At 68.6% G+C, this 16,179-nt stretch carries 15 protein-coding genes; 9 read left to right on the top strand and 6 right to left on the bottom strand.

What is annotated here, in order from left to right; all coding sequences use genetic code 11:
- Positions 1–86 precede the first annotated feature (86 nt).
- The 4 genes from metX to QTI45_RS28285 all read left to right on the top strand — a co-directional run bounded on the left by metX (position 87) and on the right by QTI45_RS28285 (position 3,188).
- Positions 87–1,247: a homoserine O-succinyltransferase MetX gene (gene metX / locus QTI45_RS28300; protein WP_286374404.1), complete on the top strand. Its 1,161-nt coding sequence runs from the start codon at positions 87–89 to the stop codon at positions 1,245–1,247.
- Positions 1,248–1,305: 58 nt separating this feature from the next.
- On the top strand, positions 1,306–1,890 hold the full coding sequence (metW, locus tag QTI45_RS28295; RefSeq protein WP_286374403.1) for a methionine biosynthesis protein MetW: 585 nt from the start codon (positions 1,306–1,308) through the stop codon (positions 1,888–1,890).
- Between the two features lie 24 nt (positions 1,891–1,914).
- The gene (locus QTI45_RS28290; RefSeq protein WP_286656722.1) at positions 1,915–2,529 is read left to right on the top strand and encodes an IMPACT family protein; all 615 of its coding nucleotides are present in this window, start codon (positions 1,915–1,917) and stop codon (positions 2,527–2,529) included.
- 116 nt (positions 2,530–2,645) lie between these two features.
- Positions 2,646–3,188 carry a bactofilin family protein gene (locus tag QTI45_RS28285; RefSeq protein ID WP_286374401.1) on the top strand — a complete coding sequence of 181 codons (543 nt, stop codon included), beginning with the start codon at positions 2,646–2,648 and terminating at the stop codon, positions 3,186–3,188.
- 25 nt (positions 3,189–3,213) lie between these two features.
- Here QTI45_RS28285 and QTI45_RS28280 read toward each other — a convergent pair whose 3' ends face one another.
- Complete coding sequence (locus tag QTI45_RS28280) at positions 3,214–4,047, bottom strand: DUF72 domain-containing protein (protein ID WP_286656721.1); 834 nt, start codon at positions 4,045–4,047, stop codon at positions 3,214–3,216.
- A gap of 126 nt (positions 4,048–4,173) precedes the next feature.
- Between QTI45_RS28280 and QTI45_RS28275 the strand changes: the two genes are divergently transcribed.
- Together QTI45_RS28275 and QTI45_RS28270 are read left to right on the top strand one after the other, a co-directional pair.
- Positions 4,174–5,670, top strand: coding sequence for a M20 family metallopeptidase (locus QTI45_RS28275; RefSeq protein WP_286656720.1), 1,497 nt, complete (start codon positions 4,174–4,176; stop codon positions 5,668–5,670).
- Positions 5,667–6,488 (top strand): alpha/beta hydrolase, encoded by an 822-nt coding sequence (locus tag QTI45_RS28270; protein WP_286656719.1) that lies wholly within the window; start codon positions 5,667–5,669, stop codon positions 6,486–6,488. The genes QTI45_RS28275 and QTI45_RS28270 overlap by 4 nt, the downstream gene beginning before the upstream one ends.
- Here QTI45_RS28270 and QTI45_RS28265 read toward each other — a convergent pair.
- The 5 genes from QTI45_RS28265 to QTI45_RS28245 all read right to left on the bottom strand — a co-directional run bounded on the left by QTI45_RS28265 (position 6,485) and on the right by QTI45_RS28245 (position 11,480).
- Positions 6,485–7,675: an MFS transporter gene (locus tag QTI45_RS28265; RefSeq protein WP_286656718.1), complete on the bottom strand. Its 1,191-nt coding sequence runs from the start codon at positions 7,673–7,675 to the stop codon at positions 6,485–6,487. The genes QTI45_RS28270 and QTI45_RS28265 overlap by 4 nt on opposite strands.
- Before the next feature lie 112 nt (positions 7,676–7,787).
- Positions 7,788–8,273, bottom strand: coding sequence for a YidB family protein (locus QTI45_RS28260; protein ID WP_286656717.1), 486 nt, complete (start codon positions 8,271–8,273; stop codon positions 7,788–7,790).
- A 37-nt stretch (positions 8,274–8,310) separates the two neighbouring features.
- Positions 8,311–9,666: a M20/M25/M40 family metallo-hydrolase gene (locus tag QTI45_RS28255; protein WP_286656716.1), complete on the bottom strand. Its 1,356-nt coding sequence runs from the start codon at positions 9,664–9,666 to the stop codon at positions 8,311–8,313.
- Positions 9,667–9,669: 3 nt separating this feature from the next.
- Entirely contained in the window at positions 9,670–10,389 is a 720-nt protein-coding gene (locus QTI45_RS28250; protein ID WP_286656715.1) for a 16S rRNA (uracil(1498)-N(3))-methyltransferase, read from the bottom strand.
- Positions 10,386–11,480, bottom strand: a complete 1,095-nt coding sequence (locus tag QTI45_RS28245) for an aminoglycoside phosphotransferase family protein (RefSeq protein ID WP_286656714.1) — start codon at positions 11,478–11,480, stop codon at positions 10,386–10,388. The genes QTI45_RS28250 and QTI45_RS28245 overlap by 4 nt, the downstream gene beginning before the upstream one ends.
- A 98-nt stretch (positions 11,481–11,578) precedes the next feature.
- On the opposite strand from QTI45_RS28245, the gene QTI45_RS28240 reads away from it, so the two are divergent.
- The 3 genes from QTI45_RS28240 to rsmA are packed head-to-tail and all read left to right on the top strand — an operon-like array spanning position 11,579 to position 16,165.
- Positions 11,579–13,975, top strand: coding sequence for an LPS-assembly protein LptD (locus tag QTI45_RS28240; protein WP_286656713.1), 2,397 nt, complete (start codon positions 11,579–11,581; stop codon positions 13,973–13,975).
- A gap of 14 nt (positions 13,976–13,989) precedes the next feature.
- Positions 13,990–15,378, top strand: a complete 1,389-nt coding sequence (locus QTI45_RS28235; RefSeq protein WP_286656712.1) for a peptidylprolyl isomerase — start codon at positions 13,990–13,992, stop codon at positions 15,376–15,378.
- 22 nt (positions 15,379–15,400) lie between these two features.
- Positions 15,401–16,165: a 16S rRNA (adenine(1518)-N(6)/adenine(1519)-N(6))-dimethyltransferase RsmA gene (gene rsmA / locus QTI45_RS28230; protein WP_286656711.1), complete on the top strand. Its 765-nt coding sequence runs from the start codon at positions 15,401–15,403 to the stop codon at positions 16,163–16,165.
- The last annotated feature ends 14 nt before the right edge of the window (positions 16,166–16,179 follow it).

Below are 16,179 nucleotides of genomic sequence, written 5' to 3'. Positions count from 1 at the left end.
CTCCAGCTTGCGGGCGCTTTACAAATGCAGCTAAAGACGGATGCCGGACCCGGCTCGTTTTTGGCGAGGCCGGGTCTTTTTCATTCATGTCCTTCGTCGTCACTCCGCAATCGATGCAGTTCGCGGGCCCGCTGGCACTGCGCAGCGGCTCGTCGATCAGCCACTACACGCTGGCCTACGAAACCTACGGCCGGCTCAACGCCGAGCGCAGCAACGCGGTGCTGGTGTGCCACGCGCTCAATGCCTCCCATCACGTGGCCGGCGTCTACGCCGACCAGCCGAAGTCCGAGGGCTGGTGGGACAACATGATCGGCCCCGGCAAGCCGGTCGACACCAACCGCTTCTTCGTCATCGGCATCAACAACCTCGGCTCCTGCTTCGGCTCCACCGGTCCGATGCACGAGAACCCCGAGACCGGCAGCGCCTACGGCGCCGACTTCCCGGTCGTGACGGTGGAGGATTGGGTCGCGGCCCAGGCCGGGCTGCTCGATGCCCTCGGCATCGAACGGCTGGCGGCCGTGATGGGCGGCAGCCTCGGCGGCATGCAGGCGCTGTCCTGGACGCTGCAGTATCCGGACCGCGTGCAGCATGCGGTGGTGGTCGCCAGCGCGCCGAGCCTGACGGCGCAGAACATCGCCTTCAACGAAGTGGCGCGGCGCGCGATCGTCACCGACCCCGACTTCAATGGCGGCCACTTCTACGAGCATGGCGTGATCCCGCGGCGCGGCCTGCGCATCGCCCGCATGATCGGCCACATCACCTACCAGAGCGACGACGTCATGAACGAGAAGTTCGGTCGCGCGCTGCGCAGCGCGGTCGAGGGCAGCGCCGCGAACACCGAGTTCCTCTACTCGACCCAGGAAGTCGAGTTTCAGATCGAAAGCTACCTGCGCTACAACGGCGACAAGTTCAGCGAGTACTTCGACGCCAACACCTACCTGCTGATCACGCGCGCGCTCGACTATTTCGACCCGGCACGCGCCTTCGGCGGCGACTTGCGGGCCGCGCTGGCACAGGCCAGCGCGAAGTTCCTCCTGGTCAGCTTCAGCACCGACTGGCGCTTCTCGCCGGCACGCAGCCGCGAGATCGTCAAGGCCCTGCTCGACAACCGCCGCAACGTGAGCTATGCGGAGATCGATGCGCCGCACGGCCACGACGCCTTCCTGCTCGACGACGTGCGCTACATGAGCGTGGTGCGCTCCTACTTCGAGCGCATTGCCGGCACGGTGGGGGAGGTGGAAGCATGAGCGACGCCCGGCCGCCCGAAGGCGCTCGCACCGCAGTGCGTAGCACGGAGGTTGACGTATGAGCGACACATCCACGCAGCAACTCATCGCCCGCCTGGTGCCCGAAGGCGCCCGCGTGCTCGACCTCGGCTGCGGCGACGGCGCCCTGCTCGACCTGCTGCAGCGCGAACGGGGCTGCAGCGGCTATGGCGTCGAGATCGCCGACGGCAACGTGCTGCAGTGCGTACGGCGCGGCGTCGACGTGATCCAGCTCAACCTCGACGAAGGGCTCGCGATGTTCGACGACGCCTCCTTCGACGTGGTGCTGCAGATCGACACGCTGCAACATCTGCGCAACGCCGAGGTCATGCTGCGCGAGACCGCGCGCGTAGGCCGCATCGGCATCGTCGCCTTTCCCAACTTCGCCCACTGGCCGAACCGCGTCAGCGTCGCGCGCGGCCGCATGCCGGTGACCCGGCGGCTGCCCTACCAGTGGTACGACACGCCCAACATCCGCGTCGGCACCTTCAAGGATTTCGAGGTGCTGGCGCACAAGAACCGCCTGCGTGTGCTCGATGCCTTCGGCCTGCAGGACGGCCGCGAAGTGCGCTGGCTGCCGAACGCGCGCGCCAGCACCGCCGTCTTCAAGTTCGAGAGGGGTTGAGGCTCGCCGCCAGGTCCAGAGGCCATGCCCTTTACCCTCGCAGCCGCGCGCCACAGCGAGCTCGTCATCAAGAAGAGCCGCTTCATCGGCTGCGTCCAGCCCGTGGCCGACCGCGCCGCGGCACAGGCGGTGGTCGAGGCGCTGCGGCGCGAGCACCCCGCCGCGGCGCATGTCTGCTGGGCACTGATGGCCGGCGGGCAATCTGCCGCCAACGACGACGGCGAGCCCGGCGGCACCGCGGGCAGGCCGATGCTCGAAGTGCTTCGGCACCACGATCTCGACGGTGTGCTCGCGACCGTGGTGCGCTATTTCGGCGGCGTGAAGCTGGGCGCCGGCGGACTCGTGCGGGCCTACACCGACAGCATCGCGCAGACACTGATCGACGCGCCCCGGTTGCCGCTGGTGCGCCAGCGGACGCTGCATTGCGCCGTGCCCTATGCCCTGGAGGGTCTGCTGCGGCGCGAGATCTCGGCCGCAGGCGCGAAGCTCGACGAGGTGCGCCACGAAAGCATGGTGCACTTCGATCTGAGCCTTCCCGAGCCGGTCGCGGCCGGCTTCATTAGCCGGGTCGACGACGCCGCGCAAGGGCGTGTTGCGTGGCTGAAGTCAGGCGGCGAGGCCAAACGAGACGCAAAGTGAGCGAGAAAGTAAGCAAATCGTGTCAACCCACGATTTATTCAGTTACGCCTCTTGCGCAATGAAGTGCCGCGAGGCGAAATGTGCTTCTTACGATAGACCTTTTGAGGAGCTACCCATTGGCCACACAGTCCCCCTTCTTCGGCAAACGTGATCGCGAAGCCGAAAATCTCACCTCCCGTCCCGCGCCGCTGATGGGTTCGAGCACCAATCTTTCGGGTACGCCCGTCAGCCCGTCGACCCTCACGACGCAGGCCGCGAACGCTGCGGCGAGCGTCGCCAAGGAAGGTGGCAGCAAGCTCACCGTCGGCCCGAACATCAAGCTCAAGGGCGTCGAGATCACGGACTGCGACACGCTGGTGGTCGAGGGCCTGGTCGAAGCCACGATGGATTCGCGCGTCATGCAGATCGCCGAACAAGGCGCTTTCAAGGGCTCGGCCGAGATCGACATCGCCGAGATCCGCGGCCTGTTCGATGGCAACCTCACGGTGCGCGAAAAGCTCGTGATCCATTCGACCGGCAAGGTCACGGGCAAGATCCGCTACGGCAAGATCGTCGTCGAAGAAGGCGGCCAGCTGTCGGGCGAGATCAGCTTCGGTACGTCGGCATCGTCGGGCAGCGCTGCCAAGCCGGCCAGCGCCACGCTGCAAGCGGCCGCCTGATCCATCTGATCAGTCCCGCAAGGCCTCACGAGAGGCGTTCGATCAAGGCACCCGCAGCCGCGGGTGCCTTTTCTTTTGCGCCGTTGATGAAGAAGACGAAGACGTCGCGCTCCTTGCCGGCCTTCGATGACGAAGCCTCCCCGACATGCGGCAGCGCGGCAGGCGTCTTGCCCTCGGCCCAGCTGCGCGCGTGCTCGGCCCAGGCGTCGAGCGCCTTCGGGGCGTAGCCGGTCTCGATGGTGGCCTCGCTGTTCATGAGGCGCGCGTAGGCGAAGTCGCCGGTCAGGTCGGCGAAGGACGGGAATTTTCCGGAGTCGGTGAACACGGTCGCCACCTTGTGCTTGCGCGCCAGCGCGAGGTATTCCGGCGACTTGAAGCTCTCGTGCCGCACATCCATCACGTGGCGCAGGGCCCGGCTGCCCGCCTTCCCGGGCAGCAGCGCGAGGAAGGCCGCGAAGTCCTCCGGGTCGAAGGCCTTCGTCGGCATCATCTGCCACACGATCGGCCCCAGCTTCGCACCCAGTTCCTCGATCCCGCTGTCGATGAAGCGCGCAATCGATTCGCCCGCGGTCGCCAGCAGCTTGCGGTTGGTCGCGAAGCGCGAGGCCTTGAGCGAGAACATGAAACCCTCGGGCGTCTCGTCGTGCCACTTCTTGAAGCTGACCGGCTTCATGGTGCTGTAGTAGGTGCCGTTGACCTCGATGGCCGTGAGCTGCCGGCTCGCATAGCTCAGCTCCTGGGCATGCGGGAGCTTGGCGGGATAGAAGTTGTCGCGCCAGGGCTCGTAGGTCCAGCCCCCCACCCCGACGCGGATGCGCGGAGGGGTCGAAGCGGCTTCTGCTGGCTTGCGCGCTGTCATGGCTTGCCTTCGGTGGGTGTGGCGGGGCCCGCCTTTTTATCGCATCCAAGGGCCGGATGACAGCGTTGCGCGCAGGAAGCTTCGGTAGGCACTAACATCGTTTCCCCACTCCGCGGAGACTCCCACATGAACGCCCCCCTCCACCGTGAAATGCCCGCCGGCCTGCTCGACGCCGGCCGCGCACTGTCCGACGTCTCCGCCCAGTGGGACCACGACATCGTCAGGCAGCTCACCGACTACATCGCGATCCCCGCCAAGTCGCCGGGATTCGACAAGGACTGGTCGCAGAACGGCCACCTCGAAACCGTGCTGCGCAATGCCGCCAGCTGGGTCGAGGCCCAGAAGGTCGAGGGCCTCAAGCTCGAGATCGTGCGCCTCGAAGGCCGCACGCCGGTGCTGTTCTTCGAAGTGCCCGCCACCGGCACCGCCATGACCGAGACCGTGCTGATGTACGGCCACCTCGACAAGCAGCCCGAATTCACCGGATGGCGCAACGACCTCGGCCCCTGGACGCCGAAGTACGAGAACGGTCTGCTCTATGGGCGCGGCGGCGCCGACGACGGCTACGCGGTGTATGCCAGCGTCGCCGCGCTGCAGGCGCTCAAGGCACAGGGCGTGGCCCATCCGCGGATCGTCGGCCTGATCGAAACCTGCGAGGAATCGGGCTCCTACGACCTGCTGCCCTATGTGGATGCGCTGCGGCCGAGGCTGGGCGATGTCTCGCTCGTCATCTGCCTCGATTCGGGCGCTGGCAACTACGACCAGCTGTGGCTCACGACCTCGCTGCGCGGCATGGCCAGCGGCACGCTCAAGGTCGAGATCCTGACCGAGGGCATCCATTCGGGCGATGCCTCCGGCCTGGTGCCGTCGAGCTTTCGCATCATGCGGCAGGTGCTCGACCGGCTCGAGGACAGCAAGACCGGCCGCCTGCTGCCCGAGAGCTTCCACTGCGAAGTGCCGGCCGAACGGCTGGCCCAGGCCCGCGCCACCGCCGCGATCCTCGGCGAGGAGGTCTACAAGCGCTTTCCGTGGGCCCATTACGACTGCGGCGGTTCGACCACCTTCGCGCTGCCGACCACCACCGACCCGCTGGAAGCCCTGCTCAACCGCACCTGGAAGCCGACCTTGTCGGTCACCGGCGCCGAGGGCTTCCCGGCCCTGAAGGACGCCGGCAATGTGCTGCGTCCGTACACCGCCTTCAAGCTCTCGCTGCGGCTGCCGCCGCTGGTCGATGCCGACCAGGCGGTGCAGCAGCTCAAGCAGCTGCTCGAGGACAACGCGCCCTACCAGGCCAAGGTCACTTTCGACAGCGGCGGCGGCGCCACCGGCTGGAACGCACCCGAAACCGCCTCCTGGTTCGAGCGCGCGCTCAACGCCGCGTCGCAGGCCCATTTCGGCGCCGATTGCGGCTACATCGGCCAGGGCGGCACGATCCCGCTCATGAACATGCTGAGCCAGGGCTTCCCGAAGGCGCAGATGATGGTCTGCGGCGTGCTGGGCCCGAAGAGCAACGCCCACGGCCCGAACGAGTTCCTGCACGTGCCCTACGCCAAGAAGCTGACCGCCGCGGTGGCCGAGGTGATCGCCGCGCTGCCGCCAGGGCGCGCGGCAGCCTCAGCTTGACGACGCTTCGAACGGCCGACGGCGAAACGCTGGCACTGCGCGACTGGCCGCTCGCCAGTGGCACGCCGAGGGCCATCGTCCTCGTCGTGCACGGCCTGGGCGAGCACGCCGGGCGCTACGACCGGGTCGCCGCCGAGCTCAACGGCTGGGGTTTCGCCGTGCGGGCCGCCGACCACCATGGCCACGGCGCCTCGAGCGGTGCGCGCGGAGGCTTGCCGAGCACGGGCCGCCTGCTCGACGATCTGGCCCTGGTGATCGACGACACGCGCCGGGCCTTCCCCGGCCTGCCGCTGGTGCTGCTGGGCCACAGCCTGGGCGGCCTGGTGGCGGCGAGCGCCGTGGCACGCGGCGTGCGCGCGGTCGATGCCCTGGTGCTGTCCTCACCGGCGCTCGACGCCGGGCTCAGTGCCTTCCAGAAGCTGCTGGTCGCCACGCTGTCGCGCCTGGCGCCCGGCCTGCGCGTGGGCAACGGGCTGGACGCCGACTTCCTGTCGCACGAGCCCGGCGTGGCGCAGGCCTACCGGGCCGATCCGCTGTGCCACGACCGCATCGGTGCCCGCCTGGCGCGCTTCCTGGCCGACGAGGGCGCCGAGGTGCAGGCGGCGGCACCGGCCTGGCAGGTGCCCACGCTGCTGATCTATGCCGGTGACGATCGCCTCGTGAAACCGGCCGGGAGCAAGGCTTTTGCCGCTGCGGCGCCGCCCGCGGTGGTCACGGCCCGCTGCTTTCCCGCGCTCTATCACGAGATCTTCAACGAGCGCGAGGCCGGGCCGGTGTTCCAGACCTTGCGCGACTGGCTCGACGCCCGTTTCGCCTAGGTCGTCTTCACGCCCTGGACCGCTGCCGCCGCGGCCCGCCGGCGGCGTGCGAGCCAGAACAGCGCGGCGCCCGTCAGCAGCACCGGCACCAGCGAGCCGAGGTTGAGCAGCCGCCAGCCCTGTGTCGTGACCAGCACGCCCGATGCGAAAGAAGTGAACGCCAAGGTCGCGAAGACGCAGAAATTGAGCGCCCCTTGCGCGCGGTCGCGCTCTTCGGGCGTGTAGGCCGCGAGCGAAAGCGTCGTGCTGCCCGTGAAGAGGAAGTTCCAGCCGACACCGAGCATGAAGAGCGCCAGCAGGAACTGGTGCAGGTCGACGCCCGACAAGGCGACCGCGATGCAGCCCAGGTTGAGCACCAGCCCCAGGCCCATCACGGGCAGCACGCCGATCCGGCGGATCAGGTGGCCGGTGAAGAAGCCCGGCGCGAACATGCCGATCACGTGCCATTCGAGCACCAGCGCAATGTCGCTAAAAGGCAGGCTGCAGACCTGCATCGCGATCGGCGTGGCCGCCATCAGCAGGTTCATGACGCCGAAGCCCAGCGCGCCCGAGATCGCGGCGACGATGAACACCGGCTGGCGCGCGATCTCGGCCAGCGGGCGCCCGCCGCGGCCGGCGCCGCGCGGCGGCGGTGGCGGGAAGTCGATGAAGCTCATGACCGCCATCGACAGCAGCGCCACCGCGGCCAGCGCCACGTAGGCACCGGCGAAAGGGACGGCAAACCAGTTGCGCGTGACCGCGGCGAGGTTCGGGCCCGCGACGGCGCCGATCAGGCCTCCCGCCATCACCAGCGAAACCGCCTTCTCGCGCCAGTCGGGACCGGTGAGCTCGGCCGCGGCGAAGCGGTAGAGCCCCGCATTGGCGTTGTAATAGCCAGCCACGACGGTGGCCAGGCACAGCAGCCAGAAGTTCTGCCAGAGCGCCGCCTGCGCGCACAGCAGCGCCGACCCGAGCGCCACCGCGATCCCGATCTGGAACGAGCGCCGGCGCCCGAAGCGCTGCCGCGTGCGCGCCACCAGGCCGGTGGCCAGTGCGCCGCCGACCACATAGCCCATCACGGGCAGGGTCGCCATCCAGCCGCGCGGCGCCAGCGAGAGCCCGACCAGGCCATTGATGGCGATGAAGGTGACGTTGTTCGTGAGGAACAGGCCTTGGCAGATGGCGAGCAGCCAGAGGTTGCGGTTCATGGGGCCCGAGGATGCGTTGGACCGCCCGTTCTATCACGGCGGCAAAGAAGATCGGCAGAAGAAAAGGCGCCTTGCGGGCGCCTCCGGGTGCGGCGGACGAACCGAAGCTTCGTCAGCGCTTCTGCAACAGGCCGCTCAGGGACGACAGCAGGTCGTCCTGCGTGCCCAGTCCCTCGGCCGGCGCCTGGCCCTTGGGCGTGAGCTGGTCGATCAGCGTCGGCAGCAGCGCGGCGAGCATCGGCAGCAGGGTCGAGACGTTGATGCCGAGCTTCTGCGCGATGCCCGAGATCGCGTCGCTCCCGAGCACCTGCTGCAGCTGCCCGCCGGAGATCGGCGCGTTCTCGCCCTTGCCGATCCAGGAGCCGATCACATCACCCATGCCGGCCTGATCGAACTTGGAAACCAGGCCGCCGAGGCCGCCGACTTCGCCGTTGTTGGCGAGCAGGCCGCCGAGCGCGCCCGCGAGGCCGCCGAGATCGCCCGACGAGCCGCCCGCGCCGCCAAGCAGCGCACCGAGATCACCAAGCCCGCCGCCGCCTTGAGGCTGCTGCTGCGCGCCGCCGAGCACCTGACCGAGTACCGAATCGAGCAATCCCATGATGGGCTCCTGACATGAGTGAGGGTGGGAGGAAGGGCTATCGCGTGCGCGGCGGCCGCCTGGCCAGCAGGGGTTCGCTCACGCCCTGCACGCCGACCAGCCCGAGCACGGTCACCAGGGCATTCTGCGCGCCTTGCCAAGCGTCTGTCACGTCGATCCATTCGGACAGCGCGTGAAAGCCGCCGGTCTTGCCGCCGCTGCCGATGATGATCGCCGGAATGCCCAGCGACATCGGCACGTTGGCATCGGTGCTGGCGCCGGCCAGCAGGGTCCTGTGGCCGAAGGCGGCGTTCGAGCGCACCGCCGCCTCGACGATCACCGAGTCGGCGGGCGTGCGTCCGCCGGGCCGGTCGCCGATCAGCTTCGCGGAGGCGCTGAGTGTCGTGGTGTTCCAGCGCTTGTTCTCGGCCGCCACGGCTTCGTCGATCGCGGCCAGCACCTTCTTCTCGGTCTCGAGCAGCGGACCCATCTCGTCGGAGCGGATGTCGATCGTCATGCGCGCGTCCGGTGCGATGGTGTTGACCGAGGTGCCGCCACCCACGGTCCCGACGGTGAAGGTGGTCCGCGGAAAGGTCGGCGTCTCGATGTCGGCGATGCGGGCGATCGCCCGGCCCATGCCATGGACCGCGCTCGGCACCTGGCCGAAAGCGCCGAAGCTGTGGCCGCCGGGCGCCTTGAAGTTCACCTCGTAGCGATGGCTGGCGGTGCCGAGCACCAGCACCGTGCCGTCGGCCGCCGGCTCCAGCCCGACCATGCCGTCGATATCGAGCTGGTCGCGGAAGATCGCCTTCATGCCGCGCAGGTTGCCGAGTTCCTCCTCGCCCACGTTGGCGACGAACATCAGGTCGCCGACGGTTTGCACCTGCTGGTCGTTGAGCACCTTGAGCCAGGACAGCAGCACCGACAGGCTGCGTGTGTCGTCCGAGATGCCGGGCGCGTGGAGCCGGCCGTCGCGCTCCTTCACGCGGACATCGGTGCCGGCCGGAAAGACGGTGTCCAGATGGGCCGAGACCAGCAGCCTGGGGCCATTGCCGCTGCCCTTGCGCAGTCCGATCACATTGCCTTCGGCGTCGATCCTGGCGTCGGTCAGCCCGAGCGCCTTCATGCGGGCCAGGAAGGCTTCCGCACGCTTTTGCTCCTTGAACGGCGGCGCCTCGATCTCGGTCAGCAGCCGCAGGTCGTCGATCGAGCGCTCGTGATCGGCCTTCAGCGCATCGAGGAGCTTGCGCATCGACGGCGCAGCGAGGAGTTGCGTATAGGCCTGGTCGACCGCAGGCCGCACATGGGTGGGCGTGGGCGCCACGGCCGCGTTCTGCGCCAGCGCGTCGCCGGCGGCCAGCGCGACCAGCAGCAGTGCCGCGGCACGCCGCCGGGAGGGGAAGCCGGAGCGCATGATTCAGCCCCCGGCCAGCCCGACCAGTGCGGCCAGCGCAGCGGTCTCGGCGCGCAGCACACGCGGCCCGAGCGTCAGCGGCGCGAAGCCCTGCGCCATCGCGGCCTGCTCCTCGGCGGCGCTGAGGCCGCCCTCGGGCCCGCTCAGCACCCAGGCATCGCGGTCGGCGGCAGCGCGCGCATCGGCCAGCGCGCGGGTGCCAGGCGCCAGGCTCAGGATGAAGCGCTCTGCCTTCTCCTGAAATCCCTCCAGCCAGCTGCCGAAGGTCCGCACCGGATGGATCCGGGGCACGCGGTTGCGTCCGCATTGCTCGCAGGCGGCGATCGCGATCGCCTCCCAGTGGGCCCGCTTCTTGTCCGCGCGCTCGCTGTTGAGCCGCAGCACGCCGTGGGCGGTCATCAGGGGCTGGACGCTGGCCGCGCCGAGTTCGGTGGCCTTCTCGACCAGCCAATCCATGCGTTCGTTGGCCGGCATGCCGACCGCCAGGTGGATCGCCCGCCCGGCCTCTCGTTCGACCGCCGCGTGGGCACCGACCCGCACCGCGACCTCGCTGCGGCCCATGCGCTCGACGGTGGCTGCGTACTCGCCGCCGTGGCCGTCGAACAGGGTCAGGGCATCGCCGGGCTGCATCCGCAGCACCTGGACATGGCGCGCCGCGCCGGCCGGCAGCAGCAGGTCGCTGTCGGCGCTGACCGCCACCTCGCAATGGAATCGCGCAGTCACATCCGTCCGTAGGCAAAGCCGCTCAGGGCCGTCGTGCCTTCGACCTCGTCGACCACGCGCAGCAGCGGCGTCAGTTCGCTGTAGCGGCTGGCGGTGGCCCGGATGTAGGCGATGAAGCGCGGCGTGTCGGCGAGGTACTTCGGCTTGCCGTCGCGCAAGGTCAGCCGGGCGAAGATGCCCGCCACCTTCAGGTGGCGCTGCAGGCCCATCCATTCGACGGCGCGATAGAAGGCGCCGAAGTCGTCGTCGACCGGCAGCCCGGCCTTGCGGGCTCGCTGCCAGTAGCGCACCGTGACGTCGAGCACGAACTCCTCGTCCCAGCTCAGGAAGGCATCGCGCATGAGGCTCGCGATGTCGTAGGTGACGGGCCCGTAGACCGCATCCTGGAAGTCCAGCACGCCGAGCGCGTCGCCATCGCCGACCATCAGGTTTCGCGGCATGAAATCGCGGTGAACGTAGACCGGCGCGGCGGCGAGATTGCTCTCGACGATGGCCATGAAACTTCGCTCGAGCCGCTCCTTGATCCGGCCTTCGACCGCCACGCCGCGGTGACGCGCGATGTACCAGTCCGGAAAAAGCGCCAGTTCGCGCTCCAGCAGCGCCCGGTCATAGGGCGGCAGCACGCCGGGCTTCGATGACAGCTGCCAGCGGATCAGGGCGTCGACGGCCTGGTCGTAGAGGGGCCGTGCCGCCTGCGGATTCGCCGGGTCGATGACATCCAGCATGGTCTGCCGGCCCAGGTCGTCGAGCAGCAGAAAACCTTCGGCGGCTTCCCATTCGAGCACCTGCGGCGCGCTCACGCCGGCTTCGGCCATCAGTTGGGCGACCTGCACGAAGGGCGCGCTGTTTTCCTGCGCGGGCGGCGCGTCCATGATGATCCGGGTCGGCGCGCCGACGCTCGCATCGACCCGGAAATAGCGCCGGAAGCTGGCATCGGCCGAGGCCATGCGCACGCTCGCGGGCCGCAGGTGGTGGCGCTCGGAAATGCGCTCCATCCATTGCTGGAAGGCGCTGGCGCGCGCCGGATCGCTCCAGGCCGGTGCTTCGGTAGGGGGGGCGGCGGCGCCGGACGGTGGCTGGAAGGCTGTCATGGATAATCGATTCTACAAATCCGCCTGGCGCGGAGCTTCGCAACCTGATGGCCCCCGGCGCCGTCTTCCCCCTCCCAGACGAAATTTGTCCCGTACCGATGCCTGACCTGAACCGAGCCGCCTGGCGCCGGTGCCGCCCGCCCTTGCCCCTGGCGCTGCTGACGCTGGCGCTGCTGCATGCGCAAGGCGCGTGGGCACAGGATGCGGACCTGGACGCGCCGCTCGTGCTCAAGCGCACGCCGCAACTCGCGGAGACCATTCCTCCGACCCTGCGCGGGCAGTTGCCGACCTTCGTCGACGGCGACAAGATCTCCGGCCGCCCCGACCTCGAGACCGTGGTCGAAGGCAACGCAACCCTGCGCCGCGGCGACCTCTCGCTCAGGGCCGACCGGCTCGAGTACTACCAGCCCGACGATCGCGCGCGCGCCACCGGCAATGTCCGCATCAACCAGGCCGGCAACGTCTACGAGGGACCCGAACTCGAACTCAAGATCGAGACCTTCGAAGGCTTCTTCAACAAGGTCCGCTACCGCTTCCTCGCCACCGGCGGCGGGGGCGACGCCGAGCGCATCGACTTCGTCGACAGCAACGTGTCGGTGGCCCGCATGGCCACCTACACCACCTGCCGGCCCGAGGACTATCCGGGCTGGATGCCGGCCTGGCTGCTGAGTGCCGCCACCCTGACCACCGACACCGAGGACAACGTCGGCGTCGCCACCAACGCGCGGCTGACCTTCATGGGCGTCAGCACGCCGCCGTTTCCGTCGCTGAGCTTTCCGCTCAGCAACGACCGCAAGACCGGAATGCTGCCGCCGATCATCGGCATCGACAACGTCAACGGCGTCGACATCACGACGCCCTACTACTGGAACATCGCACCCAATCGCGACGCCACCCTGTACCCGACGCTGATGAGCAAGCGGGGCATCAACCTGGGCACCGAGTTCCGCTACCTCGAAGAGAAGTACAGCGGCGAAATCCGGGCCGACTACATGCCGGACGACCGTCTGCGCGACCGCGACCGCTGGGGCATCTGGACCCATCACTCGCAGCAGTTCGACGCCAAGTACTTCGGCCTCGACGCCCTGGTCGGCACGCTCAGCATCAACCGCGTGAGCGACAACGACTACTGGCGCGACTTCACCCGCACGCCTTCGCTGACGCAGCGCCTGCTGGCCAACGACGGCTCGCTCAGCTGGGCCAAGGGCGACTGGAGCGGCATGGCGCGCGCCCTGAGCTACCAGACGCTGCAGTACGCGCCGGCGCCGATCGTGCCGCCCTACGACCGCATGCCGCAGATCACGGCGAACTACAGCCAGCTCGACTGGAACGGCTTCGACTTCACGGTCGCCAACGACTACACGCGCTTCGAGGCCAAGAACCCGTTCGTGCAGGGCCAGCCCAACGGCGAGCGGGTCTTCTCGCTGGCCTCGCTGAGCCGCCCCTTCCTGACGCCGGGCACCTTCATCACCCCGAAGGTGATGCTGAATGCAACCGCCTACCAGTTCGACGCGCCGCTGCTGACCAACGCCGCGACCTCGGCGACCCGCGTGGTGCCGACCTTCAGCCTCGACAGCGGCCTGATCTTCGAGCGCGACGCGAACTACTTCGGACGCTCCTTCCGCCAGACGCTGGAGCCGCGCGCCTTCTATGTGTACACGCCGTTCCGGAACCAGAACTACCTGCCGGTGTACGACACGGCGCAGAACGACTTCAACTTCGCGACCATCTACACCGAGAACGCCTTCTCGGGCAACGACCGCATTTCCGACAGCAACCTGCTGACCCTGGGCGTGACGACCCGGCTGATCGATCCCGAAACCGGCGCCGAAGCCGCCCGCTTCGGCGTTGCCCAGCGACTGCGCTTCGCCGACCAGCTGGTCACGATGCCCGGCGGCGTGCCGGTGACCGACCGGCTGAGCGACCTGCTGCTGGGCGCCCAGATCAACTGGACTTCGAAGTGGAGCGTGGACGGCACCGTCCAGTACAACCCCGACACCCAGACCTCGGCCCGCACCGCGCTCAGCGCCCGCTACAACCCCGGGCCCTACCGCACGGTGAGCGCCGCCTACCGCTACCAGGCCGACACCACGCCGACGTCGAACGACGGCAACCGGTCGATCGACGTGACCTGGCAATGGCCGCTGAACGACCTCTGGGGCGACAAAGGCCAGGACCTGGGCCCCGGAAGGGGTCAAGGCGGCGGGCGCTGGTACGCCGTAGGCCGTTTGAACTACAGTCTGGAATCGAGCAAACTGACCGACGGGGTGCTCGGCTTCGAATACGACGGTTGCTGCTGGATCGGGCGCGTGGTGGTGGAACGCGTCACCACCGGCCAGGTCACAGCCAACACGCGAATCATGTTCCAGCTCGAGCTGGTCGGATTCGCCAGCATCGGCTCGAGCCCGAAACGCACGCTGACGCAGAACATCCAGCGCTACACGCCGATGCGCCAGCCGGGCATCGGCCCGAGCCGCTTTACCAATTACGACTGAGATCGAGCTTCGCCATGAACCACATCCGATCCCTCCTCACCCTGGCCTGCCTCGCGGCACTGACCGCCACGGCGGGCGCGCAGGGCATCACCGACATCATGCGCACCGGCCCCCGGGTCGGGCCGGCCCCGATGCCGACCCAGCCGCGTCCTCAGGCCGCACCGGTGCGCCGATCGGCCGAGTACATCGTCGCGCTGGTCAACTCCGAGCCGGTGACCAACAACGAAGTGCAGTCCCGCATGGAGCGCCTGCTGCGCGAGAACCCCGATGCCGAGCGCATTCCCCGCGCCGACCTGGTGCGCATGGTGCTCGAACGGCTCATCAACGAGCGGGCCCAGCTCCAGATGGGCAAGGAATACGGCGTCAAGGTCGACGAGGTGGCGGTCGACCAGGCCGAGCAGACCGTCGCTCGCCAGAACCAGATCAGCGTGACCGAACTGCGCCGCCGCGTGGCGGCCGAGGGCCTGTCGCAGGACCAGTTCCGGCGCGACCTGCGCGACCAGCTGATCCTCACGCGCCTGCGCGATCGCGAGATCGAGGCCAAGATCAAGATCAGCGACACCGAAGTCGACCAGTTCATCAAGGAGCAGCGCGCCGGCGCCAACGCTGCCTTCCCGCCGAACGTCAACATGGCCCAGCTGATCGTGCTGGTGCCCGAGAACGCCAGCGAAGCCGACGTGGCAAAGCTGCAGCAGCGCGCGCAGGCCCTGGCGCAGCGCGCCCGGGCCGGCGAAGACTTCACCAAACTGGTGCAGGACAACTCCGATGCGCCGGACCGCGCCGGTGGCGGCGTGCTGGGCGTGCGCAGCGCGGACCGCTATCCGGCCATCTTCGTCGAAGCCACGCAATCGACGCCGGTCGGCGGCATCGCCGGACCGATCCGTTCCAGCGCCGGCTTCCATGTGCTCAAGCTGCTGAGCAAGTCACAGCCCGGGGCCAGCGATGCCGTCGTCACCCAGACCCAGGTCCGGCACATCCTGCTGCGCAACAACGATCCCAAGCGCACCACGGCGGAAGCGGTCGCCCAGCTGACCGAATTCAAGAAGCGCCTGGTGGCCGGCACCGCCGATTTCGCCGGCCTGGCGCGCGACAACTCCCAGGACGGCACCTCCAAGCAGGGCGGCGACCTGGGCTGGTCGCGGCCCGGCATGTTCGTTCCGGAGTTCGAGGAAGCCATGAACCGGCTGGCGCCGGGCGAAATCAGCGACCCGGTGGTCTCGCGTTTCGGCGTCCACCTGATCCAGGTCCAGGGCCGGCGCGAAGCCAAGCTGAGCCAGGCCGAGCAGCGCGAAGCCGTGCGCGCCGTGATGCGCGAGAAGCGGGTCGAGCAAGCCACCGAGACCTGGGCCCAGGAAGTGCGCGCCCGCGCCTACGTCGAATACCGCGAAGCTCCCCAGACATGAAGCGCCTCGAGGTCGCAGCCTCGTGAAGCACGTCGCGCGCAAGCGCTTCGGGCAGCACTTCCTGACGGACGGCGGGATCATCGACGCCATCGTGCGCGAGATCGCGCCGAAGGCCGGCGATGCGATGGTCGAGATTGGGCCGGGGCTGGCGGCACTGACGCAGCCGCTGGTCGAGCGCCTGGGGCGGCTCACCGTGATCGAACTCGACCGCGACCTGGCGCAGCGCCTGCGCGGCCATGGCCAGCTGGACGTGATCGAGTCCGATGTGCTCAGGGTGGATTTCGCCGCGCTGGCCGACCGGTTCTCGCCGGCGCCGCTGCGCGTCGTGGGCAATCTGCCCTACAACATCTCGACGCCGATCCTCTTCCACCTGCTCGGCTTCGCCCACCTGATCGCGGACCAGCACTTCATGCTGCAAAAGGAAGTCATCGACCGCATGGTCGCCCGCCCGGCGACGTCCGACTACAGCCGCCTCAGCGTGATGCTGCAATGGCGCTACGCGATGGACAACGTGCTGTTCGTGCCGCCCGAGAGCTTCGATCCGCCGCCACGCGTCGACAGCGCGGTCGTGCGCATGGTCCCGCTGGCCGAACCGCCGGCCGTCGATGCGGCCCGCCTCGGCGAGATCGTCCAGGTCGCCTTCAGCCAGCGCCGCAAGCTGTTGCGCCACACGCTGGGCAAATGGCTGGACGAGCACGCCTTCGCCGGCGATTTCGACACCCAGCGCCGTGCCGAAGAGGTGCCCGTGGCCGAATACGTTGCCTTGGCGCAGTCGGTGCCGGAATAGAAAAAGCCCCGCAT

This window comes from Variovorax saccharolyticus, assembly GCF_030316765.1.
Lineage (GTDB): Bacteria > Pseudomonadota > Gammaproteobacteria > Burkholderiales > Burkholderiaceae_C > Variovorax > Variovorax saccharolyticus.
Note: the sequence above shows the minus strand (reverse complement) of the source record. Positions and strands in the feature narration are given on the sequence as shown.